Genomic DNA, 22,056 nt, shown 5'->3' with positions numbered 1-22,056 from the left:
CCTCACCCGGTCGAGAAGACCCCGATGCCGTTCGGTACGGGCCGTTCGGCGCCGCCCGACGGGTGGTTGCGCACGGACACGGCCGTCTCGCCGGGGTCGCGGGCGACCAGGGTCGTCGACCCGCCGCCGTCCAGGCTGAAGCCGTCCACCGCGCCCAACTCTCGCAAGGTGTCCGCGACTTCGGTGAGGGTCAGCCCTGTGCGGTAGGCGGCCGCACCGTCCACCGCGAGCAGCAGCACCCGCCGACCGCCGTCCGCGACCCCGGCCGCGGTGCGCACGGCCGAGGTCCTGCCGTCGAGGCCGGGCAGCGGCTGTCCGTCGTCGAGGACCGGGTAGCCGCCGATGGCGAAGCGGTAGGGGTGCCGGGCCTCGGAGGCGAGCAACCGGTGCTGGATCCGCACCCGTTCGCCGACGGAGAGCTTGCGCAACTGCCGGGCCCCTTCCTCCCGGCCGACGAGCACGGTGGAGCCCGCCTCGACCGGGCCGCCGCCCGGGGTGTCGGCGACGGCCGTGACCCGGCCGTGGCGGACCGTCACCTCGTAGGTGTCCGTGCTGCACGGGGCGGCCCGGTCGGTGTCCGTACCGCAGGTGGCACGGACCCGTGAGGCGCTGCCCCACGTGTCGGTGAACGCGCCGACGGACCCCACGGGAAGCGCGTACTGGTTGAGCCCGCCCAGCGGCAGGCGTGCCGAGTCCGTCCACACGGACCCGGACAGGGTGAGGCTGTCCACGCGGGCCCGCCGGTCGAAGCCCATGCCGAGCACGTCCCTGGTGGAGGTGCCGGGTGGCAGGGCGGGGCCGAAGCGCTGGCCGTCGGGGACCGCCGCCTTGAGCGTGTGCCCGCTCGCGATCGCCGGGCCCACCGCCGCGCCGGTCGCCTCGACCTCCGGGTGCTGGGTCTCGGAGATGTTGAAGAAGTCGCCGTTGACGCCCGCGACCGCCCCCTGGCCGTCCGCCAGCCTGGAGACGGTCGCCCGCGCGGCCACCGCCCCCGGGTGCAGCAGGTCGAGCCGTACGCGCGGATCGCGCAGGTCGACGGCGAGCACATGGACACGGGTGGGGCCCTTGGCCGCCTCGATGTCGTACTGCCGGTACGTGACTCCCGGCGCGATGCGCTCGGTCGCCTGCTCGGCGCCGGCCGGTGCCGCCCCCGTCAGGGTCGCACCGGCCAGCGCACCGCAGGCCGTGAGGAACGTCAGTACCGCTCTGCCTGCTCTGAACCTGTTCTGACGCAGCGTCACAGTCCCCCCTGAGGTCTCGTCAACTGTCCCAGGACTCAGGGGAAGTGCACCAGACGCCGGGGCGTCTAGGCGCCGAGCAGGCGGGAGCGGATCAGGAAACGCACTCCTTCGGGTGCTTCGAGCGAGAAGCCGCTGCCCCGGCCGGCCACGACGTCGACGATCAGCCGGGTGTGGGCCCACAGCTCGTACTGGCTGCGCGACATCCAGAACGTCACCGGTTCCCCGACGCCCTCGACCTCCAGCTCCGCGAGCAGCACGTCCGAGCCGCCGGTGCGGAACTCGCCCGCCGGGTAGCACATCGGGGCACTGCCGTCGCAGCAGCCGCCGGACTGGTGGAACATCAGCGGGCCGTGCGCCTCACGCAGTCGGCGCAGCAGACCGGCGGCCGCGGGGGTGAGCTCGACACGCGGGATCTCCTCGTCCATGCGCCCCAGCGCACCACACCCCACGTTGCGAGAAGGTTGCGGCCCGGCGCAGGGTGGGGCCATGTACACCACCCGGGTCTCCCGCCATGTGAACGCCCCCCGCGCGGTCGTCTACCGCACCCTGCTGGACGCCGAGGCCCTCGCGAAGTGGCGGGTGCCCGAGGGGATGAGCGGCGAGGTCCACGTCCTCGACGCGCGCGAGGGCGGCGCGTTCCGCGTGTCGCTCACGTACGACCTGCCGGCCGGCGCCGGCAAGTCCGGCTCGCACACCGACACCTACCACGGCCGGTTCCTGAAGCTGGTGCCGGACGAGCAGGTGGTCGAGGAGGTGGAGTTCGAGACCGCCGACCCGGCCCTGCACGGCACGATGACGATGACGACCACGCTCACCGAGACGGCGGACGGCACGGAGGTCGTCCTCCTGCACGAGGGGGTTCCCGACGCGGTGCCGGCCGACCAGAACGAGGCTGGCATGCGGATGGCGCTGGCCAACCTGGCACGGCTCGTGGAGGGCTGAGGCTCACCCCACGGGGCACACCACCGGTCACATCGCGCCGACGTTGGCGGTCAGCAGCCGGAGCAACTGCTTGGCCATGGCGTCCTGTTCGGGAGTCAGGCCCATCGCGTCACCGATGGCGAGGGGCACCGCCCGGGCGCGCTCGCGCAGCCGGGCACCCTCGTCGGTGAGGGTGAGGGAGACCGAGCGCTCGTCCTCCGGGCGGCGTTCGCGCCGGAGCAGGCCGTTCGCCTCCAGGCGCTTCAGCAGCGGGGAGAGGGTGCTGGACTCCAGCTGGAGCGCGGCCCCCAGGTCGCGTACCGAGATCGAGTCCTGCTCCCACAGCACCAGCATCACCAGGTACTGCGGATAGGTCAGCCGCAGCTCCTCCAGCAGGGGCCGGTAGCGGGCGGTCACCGCGCGGGAGGCGGCGTACAGGGCGAAGCACAGCTGGTCGTCGAGGAGCAGGGAACCCTCGCGCTGCGGTTCGGCGGTGCTCATGGTGGGCTCCTCGCTCGCGATCCAGCCTGAGGGTTCCCGTCGATTGTATCGAGCCATAGGGAGTCGTGAAGTATGCGATCGAGCCCGATTCGGTTGTGCACGACTAAATCGAGCGCTACAGTCTTGTCTGTGCCGCCGCTCCCGGCGATCAGCGTCGACGGAGCCTGCCCGCGGCCCCGCTCTTTCTCCGAGGAGATCGCCATGTCCGACCAGACCGGCACCCGCCCCGTCCTCGAACCCGCCGCCCAGGCCTTCGTCGAGGCGACCGCGAACCCGCCCTACCTCTTCGACCTCGGCCCGGTCGAGGGCCGCAAGGCGGTCGACGAGGTGCAGTCCGGGGAGATCGCCAAGCCCGCGATCGACGAGGAGTGGATCACCGTCACGGGTGGGCCGACCGGCGAGGTCCGTGCCCGCCTGGTCAAGCCCGCGGGCGCCACCGGCACCCTCCCGGTCATCCTCTACATCCACGGCGCCGGCTGGGTCTTCGGCAACGCCCACACCCACGACCGGCTCGTGCGCGAACTCGCCGTCGGCGCCCGGGCGGCGGTCGTCTTCCCCGAGTACGACCTCTCGCCCGAGGCCCGCTACCCGGTCGCCATCGAGCAGAACTACGCCGTCGCCCGGTGGGTCGTGACGGAAGGCGCCTCGAAGGGGCTGGACGCCTCCCGCATCGCGGTCGCCGGGGACTCCGTCGGCGGGAACATGACCGCCGCGCTGACCCTCATGGCCAAGCAGCGCGGGGACGTCCCCCTGGTCCAGCAGGTGCTGTTCTACCCGGTCACCGACGCGAGCTTCGACACGCCTTCCTACCACCAGTTCGCCGAGGGCTACTTCCTGCGCCGGGACGCCATGCAGTGGTTCTGGGACCAGTACACCGTCGACGAGGCCGAGCGCGCCCAGATCACCGCCTCCCCGCTGCGCGCCACCACCGAGCAGCTCACCGGCCTGCCCCCGGCGCTGGTCGTCACCGGCGAGGCCGACGTCCTGCGCGACGAGGGCGAGGCCTACGCCAACAAGCTCCGCGAGGCCGGCGTCCCCGTCACCGCCGTGCGCTACCAGGGCGTCATCCACGACTTCGTGATGCTCAACGCCCTGCGCGAGACCCACGCCGCCGAGGCCGCCATCAACCAGGCCGTCGCGGTCCTGCGCACCGCGCTCGGCACGGTGTGACCCGGTCCTGAACGCCCGCGGCCCGTCTCAGGCGGGCTGCGGCGTCAGCCGCCTGTGGCCCTTGCGGTCGTAGTACAGGGTCATCGCGAAACCGAGCAGGACGCCGAGCACCGCGCCGAGGGCGGTCATGGTCCAGGCACGGGTGAGGCCGGCGTCGCCGCGGGCGTCGAAATAGAGGATCGCGCGGACGCCGTCGCCGAGCTGACGCATGGGCTCGAAGTGGGACAGGAATCGGTAGAAGGCCGGGACCGCCTGGAGCGGGACGGTGGCACCGGACGACGGCAGCCCCAGGACGATGAACACGAACATCGACACGAGCTGTCCGATGCCGCCGAACGCGGCGTTGATGGCCTGCACGCCGAGCCCGACCGCGAGGGACGCGCAGTAGGAGTAGATCCAGAGCAGGGGCAGATGGGACGCGTCCATGCCGAGGAGGGTGACGCAGGCCAGCATCACCAGGGAGACAGTGAGGAGCGTGATGCCCGCCGTCATCGCCATCTTCAGCAGCAGGGTCTGGGTGCGGGTGATCGGCACGGTGGGCAACCGGGTGTGCCAGGGCCCGATCTCGTTGTCGGCGTAGCCGAGGGCGGTGTCGACGCCGTTGCTGATGATGTTGCCGCCCATGAAGCCGGCCAGGACCAGCAGCAGCGTGTAGTAGAAGGCGGTCAGGCCCAGGCCGCTGTGGGCACCGACGGGGTGGCCCACCTCGGTGGCGACGGTCACGGGGTCCGCGAGCAGCAGTTTCTGGGCGGCGCCCGCCCGTGGGGCCGACCGGGTGAGTTCCTTGCCGATGCTCTGCGAGGCCTGCTGTGCCGCCCGCGTGGAGATCTGGCTCGCGAGGGAGGAGCCGAGGCTGCCCTTGCCGGGGTTGGTCAGCACCGTGAGCGTCGGCCGCTCGGTGGCGGCGCCGGTGGTGAGCGCGCCGACGGAGGCGGTGAAGCCGGAGGGGATGACGAGGGCGCCGTAGACCTTGCCCGCGTCCAGCTCGTCCTGGGCCCGCGCCCGGGTGAGCGGTCGCCAGTCGGCCTTGTCGTCCGAGGTGTCCGACATGATCGCGCCCGCGATTCGCGTCCCCAGGTTCTGCCGCTGCCCGGGCAGCGGCTCGCCGGTGTCGGAGTTCACCAGAGCGATCGGCAGGTCCTTGAGGTCGCCCTGTGGGTTGACGATGCCGCCCATGTAGAGCAGGGACAGCAGCAGGGCGAGCAGCCCGCTCAGGGCTGCCGGCACGACCCACAGCCGGGGGCGGCGCACCAGGGCGGAGGCACGGGCCTGGGGAGCGGGGTCGTTCATGGCCCTCCGGTCGTTCATGGCTCTCCGTGGGGTGGGCGGTGACGCGTGCCTTCCCGTGGCGGCGCGTTCTCCTCCAGTCGTAAGCGATCACGACGTGTCCCGCACGCAGAGCGGCCCGGACGCCAGGCGCGTCGGCGTCTCCCCGAAGGGTGGCTCCCTCCACGCAGAGGGGTCCGAACGCCAGGCGTGTCGGCGTCTCCCCGGAGGGTGGTTCCCGCCGCGCAGAGGGGTCCGAACGCCAGGCGCGTCGGCGTCTCCCCGAAGGGTGGTTCCCCCCTTGCCGCTTCTGCCCGACCGGCGTCCACGCGCTGTGCGGTCCGGGCTGACGGCCTCATGCCGGGCCCGGGCCGGGCAGCCGACGCACCAGCCGGACGCCCCGGTGAACACCGCGCGGGGTCGACGTCGGGTCAGTCGAGGCCCGGCCCGTCGGCCAGCGGCAGTTCGAACCAGACCACCTTGCCCGTGCTCACCCTGGTCGCCCCCCAGCGCTGCGCGAGCTGGTCGACCAGGAACAGCCCCCGGCCGCCCTCGTCGCTCAGACGGGCGTGCCGCATCCTCGGCACCACCGTCGAGTCGTCCTCCACCTCGCACCGGAGCACGTCCGTGCGCAACAACCGCAGCGTGATCGGCCGGCCCGCGAAGCGCACCGCGTTGCCCACCACCTCGCTGACCAGCAGCTCGGTGGACTCCAGCAGGGCCTCCAGACCCCACTGGCGCAGCGTCCTGCGGGTCAGCCGCCGGGCCTGGGCCGCGGTCTGCGGACGCGGTGCCAGGTACCAGTAGGCGACGGTGTCCGGCAGGACGCCCTCGAAGCGGGCGGCCAGCAGCGCGATGTCGTCGTCCCGGTCACCCTCGCCCAGCGTGCCGAGCGCCTGGTCGCACAGCTCCTCCAGCCCCGGCTCCGGCGCGCCCGGGGCGCCCGCCCGCAGCCGTGCGCGCAGCCGGTCCACGCCGGTCAGCACATCCGCGTCACGGGACTCGACCAGACCGTCGGTGTACAGCAGCAGGGTCGCGCCGGCCGGAGCGTGCAGCTCGACGGACTCGAAGCCACCGTTGCCGACACCGATCGGCGCCCCGGGCGGCACCTGGACGACCTCGGTGCCACCGTCGGGGCGCAGCAGCACCGGCGGCAGATGGCCGGCGTTGGAGATCAGCAGCCGCTGCAGCACGGGGTCGTACATGGCGTACAGGCAGGTGGCGGTGTGCTCGCTGCCCAGGCGTTCGGCCTGCTCGTCGAGGTGGTGCAGGATCTCGTCGGGCGAGAGGTCGAGACCGGCCAGGGTCTGCACGATGGTGCGCAGCTGGCCCATGATCGCCGCGGACGTCATGGAGTGGCCCATCACATCCCCGATGACCAGCGCGACCCGGTTCCCGGGCAGCGGGATCGCGTCGTACCAGTCGCCACCGACCTGCGCGGTCCGTGAGGCCGGCAGATAACGGCTGGCCAGCACCACTCCGGTCGGCTCGGGCAGGGACGGTGGGAGCATCGCGCGCTGCAGCGCGTCCGCGACGGCCGCCTCGCGCGCGTACAGCACCGCCTTGTGGATGCCGAGCGCGGTGTGGGTGGCGAGCTGGGAGGCGACCAGGAGGTCGTCGTAGCTGAAGTCGGGCCGCCCGGGGGAGCGGATGAGGACGACGCTGCCCATGACATGGCTACGGCCGTGCAGCGGCGCGATGATCAGCCGGCGCCCCGGCGGCACCGCGCCCGGCGCGTTCGCCACCCCCAGCAGCTCGGCCACCACGCCCCGCAGACCCGGGGTGGAGCCGAACACCGGCCGCCCTGCCTGGAGCAGCTTGACCAGCACACCGTCCGCGGCCGGCCGGACCACCTCGGCCGCCTGGACGGTGGCGGCGGACGGGGCCGGGGCGGTGGTGTGCAGCCGCAGGACACCGGGCTCGGCGGTGCTCTCGTCACCCACCGGGAGCGGCGCGTACAGATGAACGAACGCACTGTCGGCGAAGGCCGGAACGGCTGCCCGACACAGCTCACCGAGGGTCTCGTCGAGGTTCATCCCGCGGGCGATCTGCCGGGTCGCCGCGTCGAGATAGCGCAGCCGGTCGGTTTGCGGTTCGGGGGCGATTGGTTGGGGGGCGGGGTCCTGTGGGGGTTCCGGTGGGGGTTCCTGCGGGGGTGGCGGGCGTAGGGCGGGGTCGCCGGGCTCTGGGGGGATCGGCTGTGGGGCGGGCGTCTGGTGGGGTGGTGGGCGGCGGGCGGAGTCGCCGGGCGGTGCGTTTTCGGCTGTGGGGCGCAGCCGGTCGGTCTGGGGCTCGGAGGCGATCGGCCGTGCGGCGGGCTCGCGTCGGGGCGGCGGGCGTAGGTCTGAGTCGCCCGGCTTCGAGGCCACCGGTTGTCCGCTGGGCGTCTGTCGGGACGGCAGGCGCCGGGCGGACTCGCCGTGCGGAGCGTCCTCGGCCGCGTGTGGCGCGTCGGAGCGGGGCGCCGGGGCCGGATGCCCCGGCGGGGAGGGGGTCTCCGGCGTGGCCGGGGCGGGAGGCTGTGGCGGGGCTGGGGCGGCAGCGGGCCCGGGTGCGCGGGGCGGTCGGCCACCGGCACCGCCGTCGGCTCCGAGCTGCTTCGTCACGCCAGTCCTTCCGGCCGTGCGGGCCCGCGCGGAGGCGGGCTGAGGGGCTGAGGGGGTTGAGGGGGCTGAGGAGGGGGACGGTCAGCCACGCCGTCGGCAGCGCAGGAAGATCTGCACCTCGGGCGGGACGTCCACGGAGGAGGGGGCGTACGAGTACGAGGACTCCTCCAGGACCTCCAGGCCCGCCGCCTCCACCACCTCGCGCAGGTCGTCCCGTAGGAAGCCGGACACCCGGATGGTGCTGCCGATGAACGGGATCGAGAAGTCGTCCACGTCGGCCTCGACCATCGACAGCGCGAACAGGCCGCCCGGCACGAGCAGGTGCCGGACGGTCCGCAGGGCGAGGGGGATCTCGGCCCGCGGCAGCATGAGCAAGGAGAAGAAGGCCGCCACCGCGTCGAAGCGACCGAGGTCCCGGGGGCCGCCGGGCCGCAGATCGGCGATGTCCGCCTGATGGAACGTCCCGCTCGGCACGTACTCCCGGGCGAGCGCGACCATCCGGTCCGACAGGTCGACGCCCACGACGTCCAGGCCCGCCTCCGCCAGCTGGCGCGCGGTCGGGATCCCGGTGCCGCACCCGAGGTCCAGCACCCGGGCCCCGGCGGGCAGCGACCGGATGAGCCACTCGGCGGACCCGACCTGGCCTTCCTTGTGCGGGAAGGCCTCGTCGTAACGGTCGCCGATGGCGTCGAAGGCCTCGGCCTGGCCGGTGCGGTCCAGCCGCAGGCCCCCATAGTCGAGTCCGTCGGCAGGGCTGCTCACGAGGAACCTCCTTTGACGGTATATGGGTAATTTTTTCACAGTTATGCCCACTGGGGCGCCCGATCCGTCCGCCGGGTCTCCAGGGCGTCGTGGGGCGCGGTGGGGCGGCGCACGACCCCCACCGGGGTCGGGGAGCGCGCCAGGTCGGTCGGCCGTACGCCGGCTGCGTGGCCTCCAGGGACCGGCCGAGCCCGGCGATCGTCTCCGGCGGGAGGCCGGTGGCCAGGCGGACCGTCAGCTGTCGCCCGCGGAAACATGGGGGTGGTGAGCCGGTCACTGGGTGGCCGCCCAGTTGGTGGTCAGGGCAGTGCGGATCGCGTTCACGGCCGCGGCGCGCACGGCGTGGCTATCCGCCTGGGCCGCGAAGTCGGTGTCGCGGACGCCCCGCCTGGTGAGCGCCTCGGCGGTCCCGCTGAGCTCCGCGACCGCCAACTGCCGGGTGCGGCGGCGTCGAGTCGGACCCGCCGGTGCGGCACTCGTCCGCCACCACGGCGAGGGGGCAAGCGGCGGCCCCCGCCCGGTCGTCGCGGCGTCGCGCCAAGCGGTGGCGAGCGGCCCGCCGCCCGTCACCTCGGCCGGTGGCCCAGGGCTCGGCGGCGACGAGACGGCACAGCTGTGCCGAGCGGACGACAAGACGGCGAGGGTGTGTCCGTCCGGCACTCGGAACAGGTCGCAGGCCTCGGCGACCGACGCCCGAGCTGAGGCAGAGCGGCCCCGGAAGCGCAAGTGTCGATCAGTGCGGCAGGTGTCCGCCGGGAGGGGCCCAGATGTCGGCAGCGCAGAGCGGCGGCATCCGCACTTCCTCCTCAAGATCGCGAAAAACCGGACGAGTGCGTGATGGGGCGAGCGCCGCGTCACCGGTGTTCAGAGACGCTGGGCGCACACGTCCGCCTCTCCTCGCCGCTGTGCTGTGTCGTTCCTGGCGAACACTTTGGCTAGCAGGTCGGGAGACCCACCCGGCGCCCCAGCGGCTGGTCCGGGTCTGGCGCTGCAGGATGCTCCGGCTGTGCGCCGCCGCGCGCCCCGGCGTGCGTCCGGCGCGCTGGCGGAGGGGGCGAAAAGGCCCGCTGCCGGGGAGGCCGAATGCTGTGCTGTGCAGATGACACAGGGCTCGAATTCCTACAGCCGAGCGACCTTCCTCAACACGCTGTCGCCCGAAGCGCGCGCGGCCTTCATTCAGCTTGGTACGCGACGCCGCTACGCCGCGGGAGAGGTACTCATCCATGAAGGCGACCGCGATCAGGAACTGGTGGTCCTCCACAAGGGCTTGGTGAAGGTAACTGCTCGCTTGGACCGCGACCGGGTGTCGCTCATGGACATCTGGATCGCCGGGGACGTCGTGGGTGAGAGGGCGGCTATGGGGGTCGGACCACGCTCGGCCACGGTTACTGCCTGCGGCGATGTGATCGCTACTGTCATCCCGAGACATGAGCTGACGGACTTCCTCCTCGCTCACCCGGAGATGTCGCTCTCGCTCATCCAGATGGTTTGTGATCGGTTGAGCCGATCCGACCGCCTTCGGCTCGAGTTGGGTGAATACCCGCTCCCGGTCCGGCTGGCGCGCGTCCTCGTCGAACTCGCGGAGTCGTACGGGCGGCCCGCGGAGACGTTCAGGGGGCCCAACTGGAACAAGATGTGCATTGACGTGGACCTGTCCCAGGCGGAGATCGCCGCCCTCGCCGCGTCCACCACGAACACCGTCCAGAAGGCTCTCGCTCACCTACGCAATCGCAAGATCATCACCACCGGCTCTCGGAAAACCTCTGTCGAGGACATGGCGCGCCTGCGCAAGGCAGCCCGTCTGGGTGCTCCGTCGCCTGGGACCAGGGCAAGTAACCCGCACTAATGCGGCTTCCTCGGCCACTCTGCTCCTTCCGGCCACAGTTGGTGTGCACCGCACCCAACGCCTTCTGGAAGGTGACGAGTTGTAGTGAAAGAGTTTTCTCATTCCCGCCCGTCGGGCGACCTGACACAGCGTCGGCTGTGCTTGGCCGCGGACGTGGAGCAATACAGCCGTCTTGACACTCGGACGCAGTCGGTCGTCCAGTCGGAGCTGGTCCGGATGCTGGACGAGGCGGCCGCGCTGGCCGGGTTGGACCGGGCGACCTGGAGGCGCCAGCCGCAAGGTGACCTGGAGTTCGCCGTCCTGCCCGAGCGCACGCCGGAGGACGCCGTTCTCGGCTCCTTCGTCCACCATCTCGCGGTTCGCCTCGAGGACCGCAATTCCCGACCGGCCACTCAGCGGATCAGGCTGCGGCTGGCTGTGGACACCGGTGTGGTATCGGACGCCGCTCTGGGCCACGCGGGCCCGGCCCCGGTCGCTGTGGCGCGCTACCTCGACGCGCCCCAACTCCGAGCCGTACTCGCCACCCTCACCTCCGCGCATCTCGCCGTCATCGTGTCGGACCGGTTGTACCAGGATGTCGTACGGTCCGGGCGACGGGAACTTGACCCGGCGCAGTACATGCGGGTCCATGTGCAGGTCAAAGAGTTCGGCGGCTATGGCTGGATCCGAGTCCCGGGTCACGCGCCGGACGCGATGCAGTCAGCCGCGGCGGAGGCGCCGGGGCCGGAGCCCTCGGTACAGGCCGACACGCCGAGCCGGACGACCCTCTCCCAGCACGTCCACCAAGGGGCCGCCGTTGGCGGGGACGTCATCGGGGGGCTCACGGTCGGCTTTCCCGTATCCCCTCCACCGTCCGACCCCTGGCCTGCGCGGTGAAGGCCCCTTCTCAGGCCCCGCGCTGGCGTGAGCGGGGCGACAGTCAGTGGGCGGACTACGGCGTGAACGTCGGCCACGCCGTGTACGGCGGCGTTCACTTCCACGCGCCCGCCAAGCCCGCCGGTCGGCCCAGGCACCAGAACGCGACGTCCCGCTCGGCTGGCAAGACGTGGCATACGGCTGCGAGGACGGCCCTGACCGACCTCGCACATGCCTGCGGCCGCACCGCTGCCGCCCTGACGTACCTCCGGTCACACAAGACCGGAAAGGAGGAAGCATGACCTGGACGGGACGCGGGAGCGTCTTCTCTCAGATCGATCGTGACGTCCTCGGACCGCCTGACGTCATACGGCCGTCTCTCACGGTGCACGTCGGCTCCCAAGTGCTCGCGCTTTCCCTGGAAGAGAGCAGGGGCGCGCTATACGGCCCGCGACGGGACGCGGTGCTGGGCTCGGCGATCTGGCGGCAGGCCGTCACCGATGCCCGGCGGGAACCCCGGGACGGCGACGGCTCCGGACGGCTGCTCGTTGTCTGGCTGGTTCTCCCGGGGCTGTACCGGAACCTGCACCGGATTCTGCACCGCTGGCGGCGTCTCGACCAGGCCGACCTTGAGGCTGAGGCCGTTCTGGCCGTGCTGGCTGCCCTCGACGCGATGGACCCGGATGACCCGGACGCGGGCCGCCGGCTGACCAAGGAGACGGTGAACCAGATGTGGGCCTATGCAAGGCGCGTCACACGGGAGGTCCCTGTCGTTGACATTCTCGCCCTCGCCGAAGCCCGCAACGTCCCCGTTCCGCCGGAGGAACACCCCAACACGCCCGAAGGGTGGCAAGTGCACATCACGCCACCGCCCAGTCGTGAGGGCCTGTACGCCACGATTCGCTTCGCCGAGCCGAGCCCTCGGCAAGGCAGCCGCCGGATCGGCACGCGCCTGCCCGATCTGGTGTTCCGGGCCCGCCGACACGAGGAGGCCAACCTCATCGGCACGCTGGTCCTGCTCCCCGCTGGAGGCCACCGGTGAGCGCACGGTCCGGCTCGCCGCTCGGCTTCGCGGAGGCTTTCGATCTGCCACTGATCGTCGACTTGCGCACAGCCGCCCGTGCCTTCGGGATCTGCCCAGCAACGGCCTACAAGCTGATCCGCCTCGGTGCCTTTCCCTGCCCCGTGCTCCGGGTCGGCGGACGCTACCGCATCCCCACCGCCTATCTGCTGCGAACCCTCGGCATTGAGGAACGCCCCGTGTACGCCGTTCCCCTCGAGGACGACGCGGTGCCCGCAGCCCAATCCTACGGCGTCCACGCCGCCGCATCGGAGGTTCCCGCATGATCACGTCGCAGACGCTCCGACAGGAATCCGACCAGCCGCTGAGGTGCTTCGTCGTCGGTCCGATCGGCGACGCACACGCTGCGCACGGCAGCCCCGAGCGCGAGGCGTACGAGCACCACCTCGGCGTGTTCGAGCAGGTGATCGCCCCCGCCTGCGCGAAGTACGGCATCAACGCCCTGCGTGCGGACGGCATCGCGCATGCCGGTGACATCAACGAACAGATCTGCCGGTACGTTGTCGAGTCCGACCTCGTGGTCGCGGACGTCAGCGGCGGCAACCCCAATGTGATGTACGAACTGGGGCTGCGGCACATCACGGGCAAGCCGACGATTCATATCGGCGAGGTCGGCCAACTGCCCTTCGACATAGCGTCGATCAGGACGATCCACTACGAGCGGACGCGCAGCCATCTGGCCGGAGCGCGTAAGGAGATCGAAAGCGCACTGGAGGCAGGACTTCGGGACGGCTTCGAACTCCTCACGCCGGCACGCGTGCTGAACGGACTCCAGAGCAGGCATGGATCGGAGTCCGCCTCGGAGGTCGGCGACAACGCGGAGACGGAGGAGGATTCGCCTGGTCTGCTCGACGACTTCGCCGTCATTGAGGACGGGCTGGACGAGATGACCTCCGACATGGAGGCGATCACGAAGACGATCGAGACGATCGGAGCGCTGACCGAGCAGTCCAGCACCGAGATGCTCGATCTGACTCAGGCGAATGCGCCCGCGAGCGCACGGCTCGCAGCTGTCGCCCGGTATGCGGAGACGATCAGTGGTCCGAGCGCCGAACTGAACTCCACCGCCACCGCATTCGCCGAGCGGATGGCGACCCTGGACAGTGGGATCCGGGCCGCTCTGGGGCTCATCGAGATGACGCTGCCTGACGAGCGTGGTGAGGAAACGGAGGAGTTCCTGGAGCAGCTGATGTCCCTTGAGGAGACCGCGCAGGACGGTCTGGCGCAGATCGGCTCCTTCGGTACCTCGGCGGTCGGCATGCTCCGGGTGAGCAAGCACCTCCGCAAGCCGGTGAAGGAGATCTCCGCCGCGGTGAAACAACTGACGTCCGCCCTCACGAGGATGGGGGAGTGGGCGGCCAAGGCCCGCGCACTAGCGCACGGCACCACCACATGACAGTGCTGTGCTGGGACCCGGACCTCGTCAGAGGCCCGGGTCCTGTGTCGTTCGTCATGCCTAGGCTGTGTCGGCGAGCGTGCGTGGTCCCTCGTGGCTCACCACGCGTGGTCAGGGGGATTGCTGTACGGCGCGTTGGTGGTGAGGGGGCCTACGGGCAAACGCCGAGCTGGGCACCCCACTTCAGGCGCCCTAGAAAAAGCCCAGCTTCTTCGGTGAGTAGCTGACCAGCAGGTTCTTGGTCTGCTGGTAGTGCTCCAGCATCATCTTGTGCGTCTCGCGGCCGATGCCGGACTGCTTGTAGCCGCCGAACGCCGCGTGTGCCGGGTAGGCGTGGTAGCAGTTCGTCCAGACGCGGCCCGCCTGGATCGCGCGGCCCGCGCGGTAGGCGGTGTTGATGTCCCGTGTCCACACGCCCGCGCCGAGGCCGTACAGGGTGTCGTTCGCGATCTTGATGGCGTCGTCGAAGTCGCCGAAGGGGGCCACGGAGACGACAGGACCGAAGATCTCCTCCTGGAAGATCCGCATGCGGTTGTCGCCCTCGAAGATGGTCGGGCGGACGTAGTAACCGCCCTTCAACTCGCCGTCGTACTCGACGCGTTCACCGCCCGTGAGGATCTTCGCGCCCTCCTGCCGCCCGATGTCGAGGTAGGAGAGGATCTTCTCCAGCTGGTCGTTGGAGGCCTGGGCGCCGATCATCGTGTCGGTGTCCAAGGGGTGGCCCGGCTTGATGAGTTCGGTGCGGGCGACGGCCGCCTCCAGGAACTCCGTGTAAACGCCGCGCTGGATTAGCGCCCGGGACGGGCAGGTGCACACCTCGCCCTGGTTGAGCGCGAACATGGTGAAGCCTTCGAGGGCCTTGTCGCGGAAGTCGTCGTCCCGCGCCCACACGTCGTCGAAGAAGATGTTGGGCGACTTGCCGCCGAGCTCCAGCGTGACCGGCTTGATGTTCTCCGAGGCGTACTGCATGATCAGCCGCCCCGTCGTGGTCTCTCCGGTGAACGCCACCTTCGCCACCCGGGGGCTCGACGCGAGCGGCTTGCCGGCCTCCACGCCGAAGCCGTTGACGATGTTCACCACCCCCGGCGGCAGCAGGTCGGCGATCAGGCTCATCCAGTAGTGGATGGAGGCGGGGGTCTGTTCGGCCGGCTTGATGACGACCGCGTTGCCCGCGGCGAGGGCGGGCGCGAGCTTCCACACCGCCATCAGGATCGGGAAGTTCCACGGGATGATCTGGGCGACGACGCCCAGCGGCTCGTGGAAGTGGTACGCCACCGTGTCGTCGTCGATCTCGCCGAGCGAGCCCTCCTGCGCGCGGATCGCGCCCGCGAAGTAGCGGAAGTGGTCGATGGCGAGGGGGATGTCGGCCGCCAGCGTCTCGCGCACCGGCTTGCCGTTCTCCCAGCTCTCGGCGACCGCCAGCTTCTCCAGGTTCGCCTCCATGCGGTCGGCGATCCGCAGCAGGACGTCGGACCGCGCGGTCACCGAGGTGCGGCCCCAGGCCGGGGCGGCCGCGTGCGCCGCGTCGAGCGCCCGCTCCACGTCCTCCGCCGTGCCGCGCGCGACCTCGGTGAACGGCTGCCCGTTCACCGGCGACGGGTTCTCGAAGTACTGGCCGCGGGCCGGCGGCACGTACTCGCCGCCGATGAAGTGGTCGTAGCGCGCCTGGTAGGAGACGATCGCGCCCTCGGTGCCGGGCGCCGCGTAACGGGTCATGCTGGCCTGCCTCCCTGGAGCAGCGCTGCCCGCCGTTGGGCAGCTCTCGGCGCGAGGCTAGGGAGGGGGAGGTTGCAACCACGTTGCCGTCAGCGGGCGGGGTGGGTGGCAGGCAGGGGCGGGGCGGCAGCGCGGTGGGGTCTCGGTCGGTCAGGGGTGGTCACGGGGACCTGGGCCCCAGCGGTGCCCCTCCGGTGCGGTCAGTTCCGAGTCCAGGGCCGCGAGGCGGGAGCGGACCGCCGCTGTCGGACGGGCCGCGGCCAGGGCCCGCCAGACGTCGAAGTCGTCCTCGCCCCAGGGCGCGTGCGCCCAGTCCGCCAGCAGGTCCGGGTCCCGGCGGGCGATCAGGGCCGTCCGCAGACCGTCGGCGAGGCGGTTCCTGAGCCGTACGACCGCCGGTGCCTGGGAGGCGGGCAGCAGCGGACCGGCGTACAGCGCCGCCGCCGCGGTCACCGCACCGGCCTCCAGGCGCCGCTCCACGACGGCGACGTCCGACGCGACCGGCACGGTGAGCCGGTACGGGCGCGACTCCAGCAGCCCGGGGCCGAGAACCCTGCGCAGCCGGGCGAGTTCCGCCCGCAAGGTCACCGGGGTCACCGACTCGTCCTCGTACAGCGCGCACAGCAGCTCGTCGCCGGTCAGTCCCTCCGGATGACGGGACAGCAGCACCACGATCTCACTGTGCCGACGGCTCAGTCTGATCCTGCGGCCGCCGGCGCGCAGCTGTGCCTCGTCACGGCCCAGCGCGGTCAGCTCGGGCAGGTCCGCGGCGGGCTGTTCGGGGGCGAGCAGCGCCAGATGGGACTCCGCGGCCCGTGCGACCGCCTGCACGAACCCCAGGCTGTGCGGATGCGCGAGCCCGTCCCCGCCCGTGATGTCCACGGCGCCCAGCACCCGCCCGGTCCGCGGGTCGTGCACCGGGGCCGCCGCGCAGGTCCACGGCTGCACCCGCCGGATGAAGTGCTCCGCGGCGAACACCTGCACCGGCCGGTCCAGGGCGACCGCAGTGCCCGGCGCGTTCGTCCCGACCGCCGTCTCCGCCCACCGGGCACCCGGCACGAAGTTCATCCGGCCCGCCTGCCGCCGGGTCGACGCGTGCCCCTCGACCCACAGCAGTCTGCCGTGCGCGTCGCACACCGCCAGCAGATGCTCCCCGTCGGCCGCGAACGTGCCCAGCAGCTCCCGGAACAGCGGCATCACCCGGGCCAGCGGATGCTCGGACCGATACGCGCCGAGGTCGCCGTCCAGCAACTCGACGCTCGCCGTCCCGTCGGGTCCGACCCCGGCCCGCGCGGAACGCCGCCACGAGTCCGCCACCACCGGTCGCACCGGTCGCGGCACGGTACCGGCCTCGGTGAACGTCTCGTGCGCGCGCCGCAGCATCCGTGCGCGCTCGGCAGGGTCGGCCCCCGGCTCCAGGGCCACCCACGGATCGGTCAACTCGGCCTCCCGAAAGGCGATGTGACTGGGGACATCGTCACTCCCGGTACGCGCGCGGACAACCTCTTCGACCGGGGTCACCCGGACGACGTCACCGCCCGGCGCGCTCGACCAGCCGCATGTACCGTTCCCGGTCCCACGACGTCACCCCGACGATGTCCGCCCGGCGCGCTCCACCAGCCGCATGTACCGCTCCCAGTCCCAGTGCGGTCCGGGGTCCGTGTGGTCGGTGCCCGGCACCTCGTGGTGCGCGATGATGTGTGCGCGGTCCGTGGGTATCGCGTAGGTGGCGCAGATGTCGGCCGTCAGCCGCGCCGACTGCTGGTACATGACGTCGGTGAAGAACTCGGGCCGCTCGACTCGCCCTTCGTGCTCGATGCCGATGCTGCGGGTGTTCCAGTCCCAGTTCCCCGCGTGCCAGGCGATGTCGGCCTCACGGACGCACTGGGCGATGTTGCCGTCCCGGGACCGGACCACGTAATGGGCGGAGACCTTCTTATCGGGACTCCGGAAGACACCCAGGGCCTTGCGGTAACTGGTCTGCGTCACATGGATGATCACGAGGTCGACGGGATGGCTCGTCGGGCGGTTCGCCGGCGTGCGGTTGGCGGGTGTCGCGGGCTGCCACTCGGCGAGCGGGTGGTCGACGGGGTGAGTCTCCGCACCGGCGCGCGCGTCGGGGAGCAGGGCGTACGGGACGGCGGTCAGGGCGGCACCCTTCAGGAGCCGCCGTCTGCTCGGCAGCGGTCTTGCCCTTTCCATGGACGTTCGCCTTTCGACGGTGCGGTGTTGACCGAGACGCGGGTCAGTCGCGGACGGTTGCCGCGATCTCTCTCAGCCGCGCGTGCACGCCCCGGTGGGTCTCCCGCTCGGGCAGCCACTCCTTGCGGATCTTCGCCACGCACGTGTAGTTGGTGTCGCACACATTGGCCAGGGGCGACTCGACGACCTGGGTCGCGAACTGGTACGCGTCCAGCTCGCTGAACCCGTAGTCGCGCACCAGCCACCGCACCAGGTCGAGTTGGGATATCCGGAACGCGTCCTCCAACGGGCGCGCGGACCCTGTGGAGATGATGTGCGTGTTCGACTCGATGCGCGGCCAGGGCGTGGCGAGCCCCTTCAACAGCTCCACGATCACCACCGTGTTCATCGCGCACTCGACGGCCACCCCGCACGTCTCGCCCTCGCCCTGCCGCGCGTGCCCGTCGCCGAGACTCAGCAGCGCGCCTTCGACGTTCACCCCGAGATAGCAGGTGACACCGGCTCGCATCTCCGGTGTGTCCATGTTCCCGCCGTGCGCGTCGGGTACCAGGGCGGAGCGGACCTCCAGGTTGGCGGGGGCCACGCCCACCGTGCCGTGCATCGGATCCATCGGCAGCTCGATCTCGATGTCGCTGTCGTGCGCTCGGAACAGGGCCGTGCGGCGGGCCCGGTCCAGCTGCCAGATCCAGACCGTCTCCGGCAGCGGTGGCTGGAGGGTGGCAGTGGTGTGCGTCGAGGTGAGGGCGCCGAAGAGCGGGACGGTCGTCGACGCGGCCCAGTCCCTGGCCGGTTCGATCGAGACGAAGTGCACGGCGACCGTGTCGCCCGGTTCGGCGCCCTCGATGTGGAAGGGGCCGGTCTGCGGGTTCAGGAAGGGGAAGGCGCACACCTCGGACACCAGGTCCTTCTCGGACCGGACCCGGCCGGCGAAACAGTCCTCGGTGTACAGGTCGAGAACGGTGCCGGGCGCGATGCGTGCCACGGGCGGGGCGCCCCGAACGTCCAGGCGTACTCGCCCGGTTCGGGCCGCACGGTGAGGATGCGGGGGTCGCTCATGGGGCACTGCTCCGATCTGGGGGCGTGGGCACGGGGGCAGGGTCGGGGGACCCGTAGGAATGGGGCCCGTGGGGTGGGGGTGGGGCCCGAGGAAGCGTGGGCCCGGCGTTCCGGGGGCGGCGAGACCGTACCGACGCGTCGGCCGTCCTCATGGCAGTCGTGCCTCGCGTGGATCACGGTACGGCGCCGGTGAGGTGCGCAGAAGGCCACGCGGTGTTTCGGTGGACAGCCCCGGGCCTGTGGACAAGTCGCTCACCCGTGGGAGTGACGAGACCCTGGGGGTGGGAGGGAAGGGGCTTGGGTGGGGGAGTGACGAGGCCCTGGGCGCGGGAGGGAAGAGGATTGGGCGGCGTGGGAGTGAAGAGACCTGGGCGTGGGGGTGAAGTCGCCCCGCGATCAAGCCCGTTCGGCCACCGCCGCCGGGTCGTCCAGGACCGCCCTGACCACGGAGTGCGCCGCTCCGAGCAACGGCCCCTCGGGACCCAGACGCGACACCGACACCGGACACGGCGGTCCCGCCGTACGCCCGGCCAGCTCGGTCTCCAGCGAGGGCAGCAGCCAGGGTGCGAGGCCGGACAGCTCACCGCCCAGCACCACGCTCTCGGGGTCCAGCAGATTGACCGCTCCGGTCAGCGCGACACCGAGCGCCCGCCCCGCGTCCCGCAGGGCGCGACGTACGTCCTCGTCGCCCTCGGCGGCACGGGTCGCGAGCAGCCCGACCCGGTCGTCCCCGGGCTCCAGTCCTGCCGCGCGCAGTACCGCCTCCTCACCGGCGTACTGCTCCAGGCAGCCGCGCCCGCCACACGCACAGCGCGGCCCCTCCGGCTCCACCGGCACGTGTCCCAGCTCGCCGGCGAACCCGCGGGTCCCGCGCAACAGCCTGCCGGCCACGACGACCGCGGCGCCGATACCGATCTCCGCCGACACGTGCAGGAAGTCGGGCGGTGTGCCGTCGCCGAGCCAGAGTTCGGCGAGGGCGCCGAAGTTGGCCTCGTTGTCCACGGTCAAGGGGTACGTCGCGGGCAGCAGGGCGCCGAGGTCGGTGTCGTGCCAGTCGAGGTTCGGGGCGCGGACGACCGTACTGCCGTCGCGGGCGACCAGGCCCGGCACGGCCACCGCGAGCCCGGCCGGCCACAGGCCCTCGGCCGCCGCCTCGGCGACGACACGGTCGATCAGTTCGGTGAGTTCCCCGATGACCGGCGCGGGGGCACGGCCGCGGTTCACACCGTGGCATACGGCCCGGGCGCGCACCTCGCCGCGCAGGTCGACCGCGCAGACCGCGAGGTGGTCGACGCCGACCTCGGCGCCGATACCGGCGGGACCGTGGGCGCTGACGGCGAGCGCCGAGCCGGGCCGTCCGACGCGCCCCGGGCGCTCGGGGCCCAGCTCCTGGAGCAGGCCCGAGCGTATGAGCTCGTCGACGAGGGTCGACACGGCCGCGCGCGTGAGCCCGATCCGGGAGGCGACGGCGGCACGGGACAGGGGGCCGCCCGCGCTGACGGTGTGCATCACCCGGGCCAGGTTGCGGCGGCGCATGCCCTGCTGGGTGTCGGGCAGCGCGCGTCCGGGTCCGGCCGGGTGGGCGCCGTGCAGCGGTGCGGTCATGCCTCTGTCAGTCCTCCGGTGATCGATCCAACTGTCTCTCCGCGATCCATCCGTCTCTCCGCGATCCAGGTGGACGGCGGGGAACCCTCGGCGGCGCCGTCTCCCTGCCGCGGTGGCCCTGAAGGGCCGTCGCCGACCCTCCTCGCTTCACCGGACCCCCCAGTGATCTCCGCCCACCTCTGCGGCGGCCGACCGATCAGCCGCTTCCCGCCGTCCTGTCCAGCAGGGGAGCCGCGTCGGAGAGTACCCCGGAGATCCTCGCCATGGTCGTCTCGTCCCGCTGCACGGCATCCAGGACCGGTCCGGCGGCCGTGTTCCAGCGCCGGGCGACCGCGGCCGGGTCCTCGCCGGTCAGCAGGCCCGCCGCCTGTGCCGCCGCGCCGAGCGCGACCAGTTCCCTGGCCTCGGGGACCTGTACGGGACGGCCCGAGAGGCGGCGTACGGTCTCCTGCCAGGCCCTGCCCCGGGCGCCGCCGCCGATCAGCAGAAGCGGTGTGGATCGGTCGGCGTCCTCGTCGAGGACCAGGTCGAGCGCGCCGAGGAGCGCGTGGACGGCTCCGTCGTAGGCGGCCTGGAGAAGCTGGCCGCCGGTGGTGTCGTGCCGCAGGCCGTACAGCAGCCCGGAGGCGCCCGGCAGCGCGGGGGTGCGCTCGCCGTCGAGGTAGGGCAGCAGCGTGACGCCGGAGTCGGGATCCACCGGGTCCACGGCCTCGCGGTCCAGGCCCAGCAGGGCGGCGACGCGGTCGACGGCGAGTGTGCAGTTCAGGGTGCAGGCGAGCGGCAGCCAGTCGCCGTGCGCGTCGGCGAAGCCGGCCACGGTGCCGGTGGGGTCGGCCGGACGCCGCCGGGAGACCGCGTACACCGTGCCCGACGTGCCCAGGCTCAGCACGGGCGTGCCCGGACGCAGCCCGAGGCCCAGCGCCGCGGCCGCGTTGTCACCGGTGCCGGGGGCGACCAGGGTGCCCTTGGAGAACGGCAGGTCATGGCCGTCGCGCACGGTGCCCGCCACCTCGCCGGGCCGGACCACGCGGGGGAGCAGCGCGGGGTCGAGCCCCACATGCGCGAGGGTCTCCTCGTCGTAGGCCTCGGTCGCCGACGCCCACCAGCCGGTGCCGGAGGCGTCGCCGCGGTCGGTCGTGCCCTGGCCGGTGAGGCGCTCGGTGAGGTAGTCGTGCGGGAGGCGGACGGCCTTGGTCGCGCGGATCGCCTCGGGCTCGTTCTCGGCCAGCCAGGCCCACTTCGTGACCGTGAAGGACGGGCCCGGCACGCTGCCGGTGCGCTCCGCCCAGGCCTTCGGGCCGCCCAGTTCCTCGATGAGCCGGGCCGCCTGCGGCGCGGAGCGCACGTCGTTCCACAGCAGGACGGGACGTACCGGCTCGCCCTGTGCGTCCAGGGTGACGAGCCCGTGCTGCTGGCCGCCGATCGACACGGCGGCGGCCTCATGGGCGGCGTCCCCGCACTGGTGCAGGGCCTCGCACAGCGCGTCCCACCACTGACGCGGATCGCTCTCGCGGCCTGCTCCGGAGGAGACGGTGTGCGGCGCCTGGCCGCTGGCCACCACCCTTCCGGTGGACGCGTCGACCACCAGGGCCTTGGTGGACTGCGTGGACGTGTCCACGCCGACGACGAGCGGACCCTCGGCAGCTGACATCGGACTCTCCCTCGTACGCGCTCAAGCGGCTCGTGTCTCCGTCCGGCGAAGGCCGAAGACTCCTGTCCCCGTCCGGCGAAGGCCGAAGACTCCACAGACATCCGAAGATCCCGCGGACGTCCGCGGACGTCCGAAGACGTCCGGGACACGGTCGGAGACATCTTGTCTCTTCCCAGAGCTG

General features: G+C 72.0%; 19 protein-coding genes and 1 pseudogene. 7 read left to right on the top strand and 13 right to left on the bottom strand.

Annotated elements, in window-relative coordinates; genetic code table 11:
• Nucleotides 1-2 precede the first annotated feature (2 nt).
• Together ACH41F_RS30710 and ACH41F_RS30705 are read right to left on the bottom strand one after the other, a co-directional pair.
• A complete protein-coding gene (locus tag ACH41F_RS30710; RefSeq protein WP_391236659.1) occupies nucleotides 3-1,241 on the bottom strand; it encodes a phosphodiester glycosidase family protein in 1,239 nt (412 codons plus the stop codon).
• Between the two features lie 65 nt (nucleotides 1,242-1,306).
• Nucleotides 1,307-1,666: a DUF779 domain-containing protein gene (locus ACH41F_RS30705; protein WP_398838381.1), complete on the bottom strand. Its 360-nt coding sequence runs from the start codon at nucleotides 1,664-1,666 to the stop codon at nucleotides 1,307-1,309.
• A gap of 61 nt (nucleotides 1,667-1,727) precedes the next feature.
• Here ACH41F_RS30705 and ACH41F_RS30700 point away from each other — a divergent pair, with 61 nt between their 5' ends.
• The gene (locus ACH41F_RS30700; protein ID WP_391236653.1) at nucleotides 1,728-2,183 is read left to right on the top strand and encodes an SRPBCC domain-containing protein; all 456 of its coding nucleotides are present in this window, start codon (nucleotides 1,728-1,730) and stop codon (nucleotides 2,181-2,183) included.
• 27 nt (nucleotides 2,184-2,210) lie between these two features.
• Here the strand turns inward: ACH41F_RS30700 and ACH41F_RS30695 are convergent, their stop codons facing one another.
• Entirely contained in the window at nucleotides 2,211-2,663 is a 453-nt protein-coding gene (locus ACH41F_RS30695; protein WP_391236650.1) for a MarR family transcriptional regulator, read from the bottom strand.
• 201 nt (nucleotides 2,664-2,864) lie between these two features.
• On the opposite strand from ACH41F_RS30695, the gene ACH41F_RS30690 reads away from it, so the two are divergent.
• Nucleotides 2,865-3,833: an alpha/beta hydrolase fold domain-containing protein gene (locus ACH41F_RS30690; protein ID WP_391236647.1), complete on the top strand. Its 969-nt coding sequence runs from the start codon at nucleotides 2,865-2,867 to the stop codon at nucleotides 3,831-3,833.
• 27 nt (nucleotides 3,834-3,860) lie between these two features.
• Here ACH41F_RS30690 and ACH41F_RS30685 read toward each other — a convergent pair whose 3' ends face one another.
• The 4 genes from ACH41F_RS30685 to ACH41F_RS30670 all read right to left on the bottom strand — a co-directional run bounded on the left by ACH41F_RS30685 (nucleotide 3,861) and on the right by ACH41F_RS30670 (nucleotide 9,100).
• Entirely contained in the window at nucleotides 3,861-5,141 is a 1,281-nt protein-coding gene (locus ACH41F_RS30685; protein WP_398838379.1) for a YhgE/Pip domain-containing protein, read from the bottom strand.
• 389 nt (nucleotides 5,142-5,530) lie between these two features.
• Nucleotides 5,531-7,135, bottom strand: coding sequence for a SpoIIE family protein phosphatase (locus ACH41F_RS30680; RefSeq protein WP_391236641.1), 1,605 nt, complete (start codon nucleotides 7,133-7,135; stop codon nucleotides 5,531-5,533).
• Nucleotides 7,136-7,786: 651 nt separating this feature from the next.
• Complete coding sequence (locus ACH41F_RS30675) at nucleotides 7,787-8,467, bottom strand: methyltransferase domain-containing protein (RefSeq protein ID WP_391236639.1); 681 nt, start codon at nucleotides 8,465-8,467, stop codon at nucleotides 7,787-7,789.
• A gap of 273 nt (nucleotides 8,468-8,740) precedes the next feature.
• Nucleotides 8,741-9,100, bottom strand: coding sequence for a hypothetical protein (locus ACH41F_RS30670; protein WP_391236636.1), 360 nt, complete (start codon nucleotides 9,098-9,100; stop codon nucleotides 8,741-8,743).
• Nucleotides 9,101-9,473: 373 nt separating this feature from the next.
• On the opposite strand from ACH41F_RS30670, the gene ACH41F_RS30665 reads away from it, so the two are divergent.
• The 5 genes from ACH41F_RS30665 (at nucleotide 9,474) to ACH41F_RS30645 (ending at nucleotide 13,645) form a co-directional block, all read left to right on the top strand.
• Nucleotides 9,474-10,313, top strand: coding sequence for a Crp/Fnr family transcriptional regulator (locus ACH41F_RS30665; RefSeq protein ID WP_398838378.1), 840 nt, complete (start codon nucleotides 9,474-9,476; stop codon nucleotides 10,311-10,313).
• A 141-nt stretch (nucleotides 10,314-10,454) separates the two neighbouring features.
• Nucleotides 10,455-11,189: a hypothetical protein gene (locus ACH41F_RS30660; RefSeq protein ID WP_391236630.1), complete on the top strand. Its 735-nt coding sequence runs from the start codon at nucleotides 10,455-10,457 to the stop codon at nucleotides 11,187-11,189.
• Between the two features lie 277 nt (nucleotides 11,190-11,466).
• Nucleotides 11,467-12,210 (top strand): hypothetical protein, encoded by a 744-nt coding sequence (locus tag ACH41F_RS30655; RefSeq protein WP_391236627.1) that lies wholly within the window; start codon nucleotides 11,467-11,469, stop codon nucleotides 12,208-12,210.
• Nucleotides 12,207-12,515 (top strand): helix-turn-helix domain-containing protein, encoded by a 309-nt coding sequence (locus tag ACH41F_RS30650; RefSeq protein ID WP_391236624.1) that lies wholly within the window; start codon nucleotides 12,207-12,209, stop codon nucleotides 12,513-12,515. Before ACH41F_RS30655 ends, ACH41F_RS30650 begins: the two co-directional genes overlap by 4 nt.
• Complete coding sequence (locus ACH41F_RS30645) at nucleotides 12,512-13,645, top strand: hypothetical protein (protein ID WP_391236621.1); 1,134 nt, start codon at nucleotides 12,512-12,514, stop codon at nucleotides 13,643-13,645. Before ACH41F_RS30650 ends, ACH41F_RS30645 begins: the two co-directional genes overlap by 4 nt.
• Before the next feature lie 192 nt (nucleotides 13,646-13,837).
• On the opposite strand, the gene ACH41F_RS30640 is transcribed toward ACH41F_RS30645, so the two are convergent.
• The 6 genes and pseudogenes from ACH41F_RS30640 to xylB form a co-directional block, all read right to left on the bottom strand.
• Complete coding sequence (locus tag ACH41F_RS30640) at nucleotides 13,838-15,361, bottom strand: aldehyde dehydrogenase family protein (protein WP_391236619.1); 1,524 nt, start codon at nucleotides 15,359-15,361, stop codon at nucleotides 13,838-13,840.
• 150 nt (nucleotides 15,362-15,511) lie between these two features.
• Entirely contained in the window at nucleotides 15,512-16,801 is a 1,290-nt protein-coding gene (locus ACH41F_RS30635) for a GAF domain-containing protein (RefSeq protein WP_398838375.1), read from the bottom strand.
• Nucleotides 16,802-16,945: 144 nt separating this feature from the next.
• Nucleotides 16,946-17,563 carry an N-acetylmuramoyl-L-alanine amidase gene (locus ACH41F_RS30630; RefSeq protein WP_391236612.1) on the bottom strand — a complete coding sequence of 206 codons (618 nt, stop codon included), beginning with the start codon at nucleotides 17,561-17,563 and terminating at the stop codon, nucleotides 16,946-16,948.
• Between the two features lie 43 nt (nucleotides 17,564-17,606).
• Nucleotides 17,607-18,619: pseudogene (locus ACH41F_RS30625) on the bottom strand (acetamidase/formamidase family protein).
• 396 nt (nucleotides 18,620-19,015) lie between these two features.
• The gene (locus ACH41F_RS30620; protein ID WP_391236609.1) at nucleotides 19,016-20,224 is read right to left on the bottom strand and encodes an ROK family protein; all 1,209 of its coding nucleotides are present in this window, start codon (nucleotides 20,222-20,224) and stop codon (nucleotides 19,016-19,018) included.
• Nucleotides 20,225-20,420: 196 nt separating this feature from the next.
• Nucleotides 20,421-21,875 carry a xylulokinase gene (gene xylB, locus ACH41F_RS30615; protein WP_398838373.1) on the bottom strand — a complete coding sequence of 485 codons (1,455 nt, stop codon included), beginning with the start codon at nucleotides 21,873-21,875 and terminating at the stop codon, nucleotides 20,421-20,423.
• Nucleotides 21,876-22,056 lie beyond the last annotated feature (181 nt).

The sequence above is a fragment of the Streptomyces sp. NPDC020489 genome (assembly GCF_044386545.1).
Taxonomy (GTDB): domain Bacteria; phylum Actinomycetota; class Actinomycetes; order Streptomycetales; family Streptomycetaceae; genus Streptomyces.
This window is presented reverse-complemented; position numbering and strand designations above follow the sequence as displayed.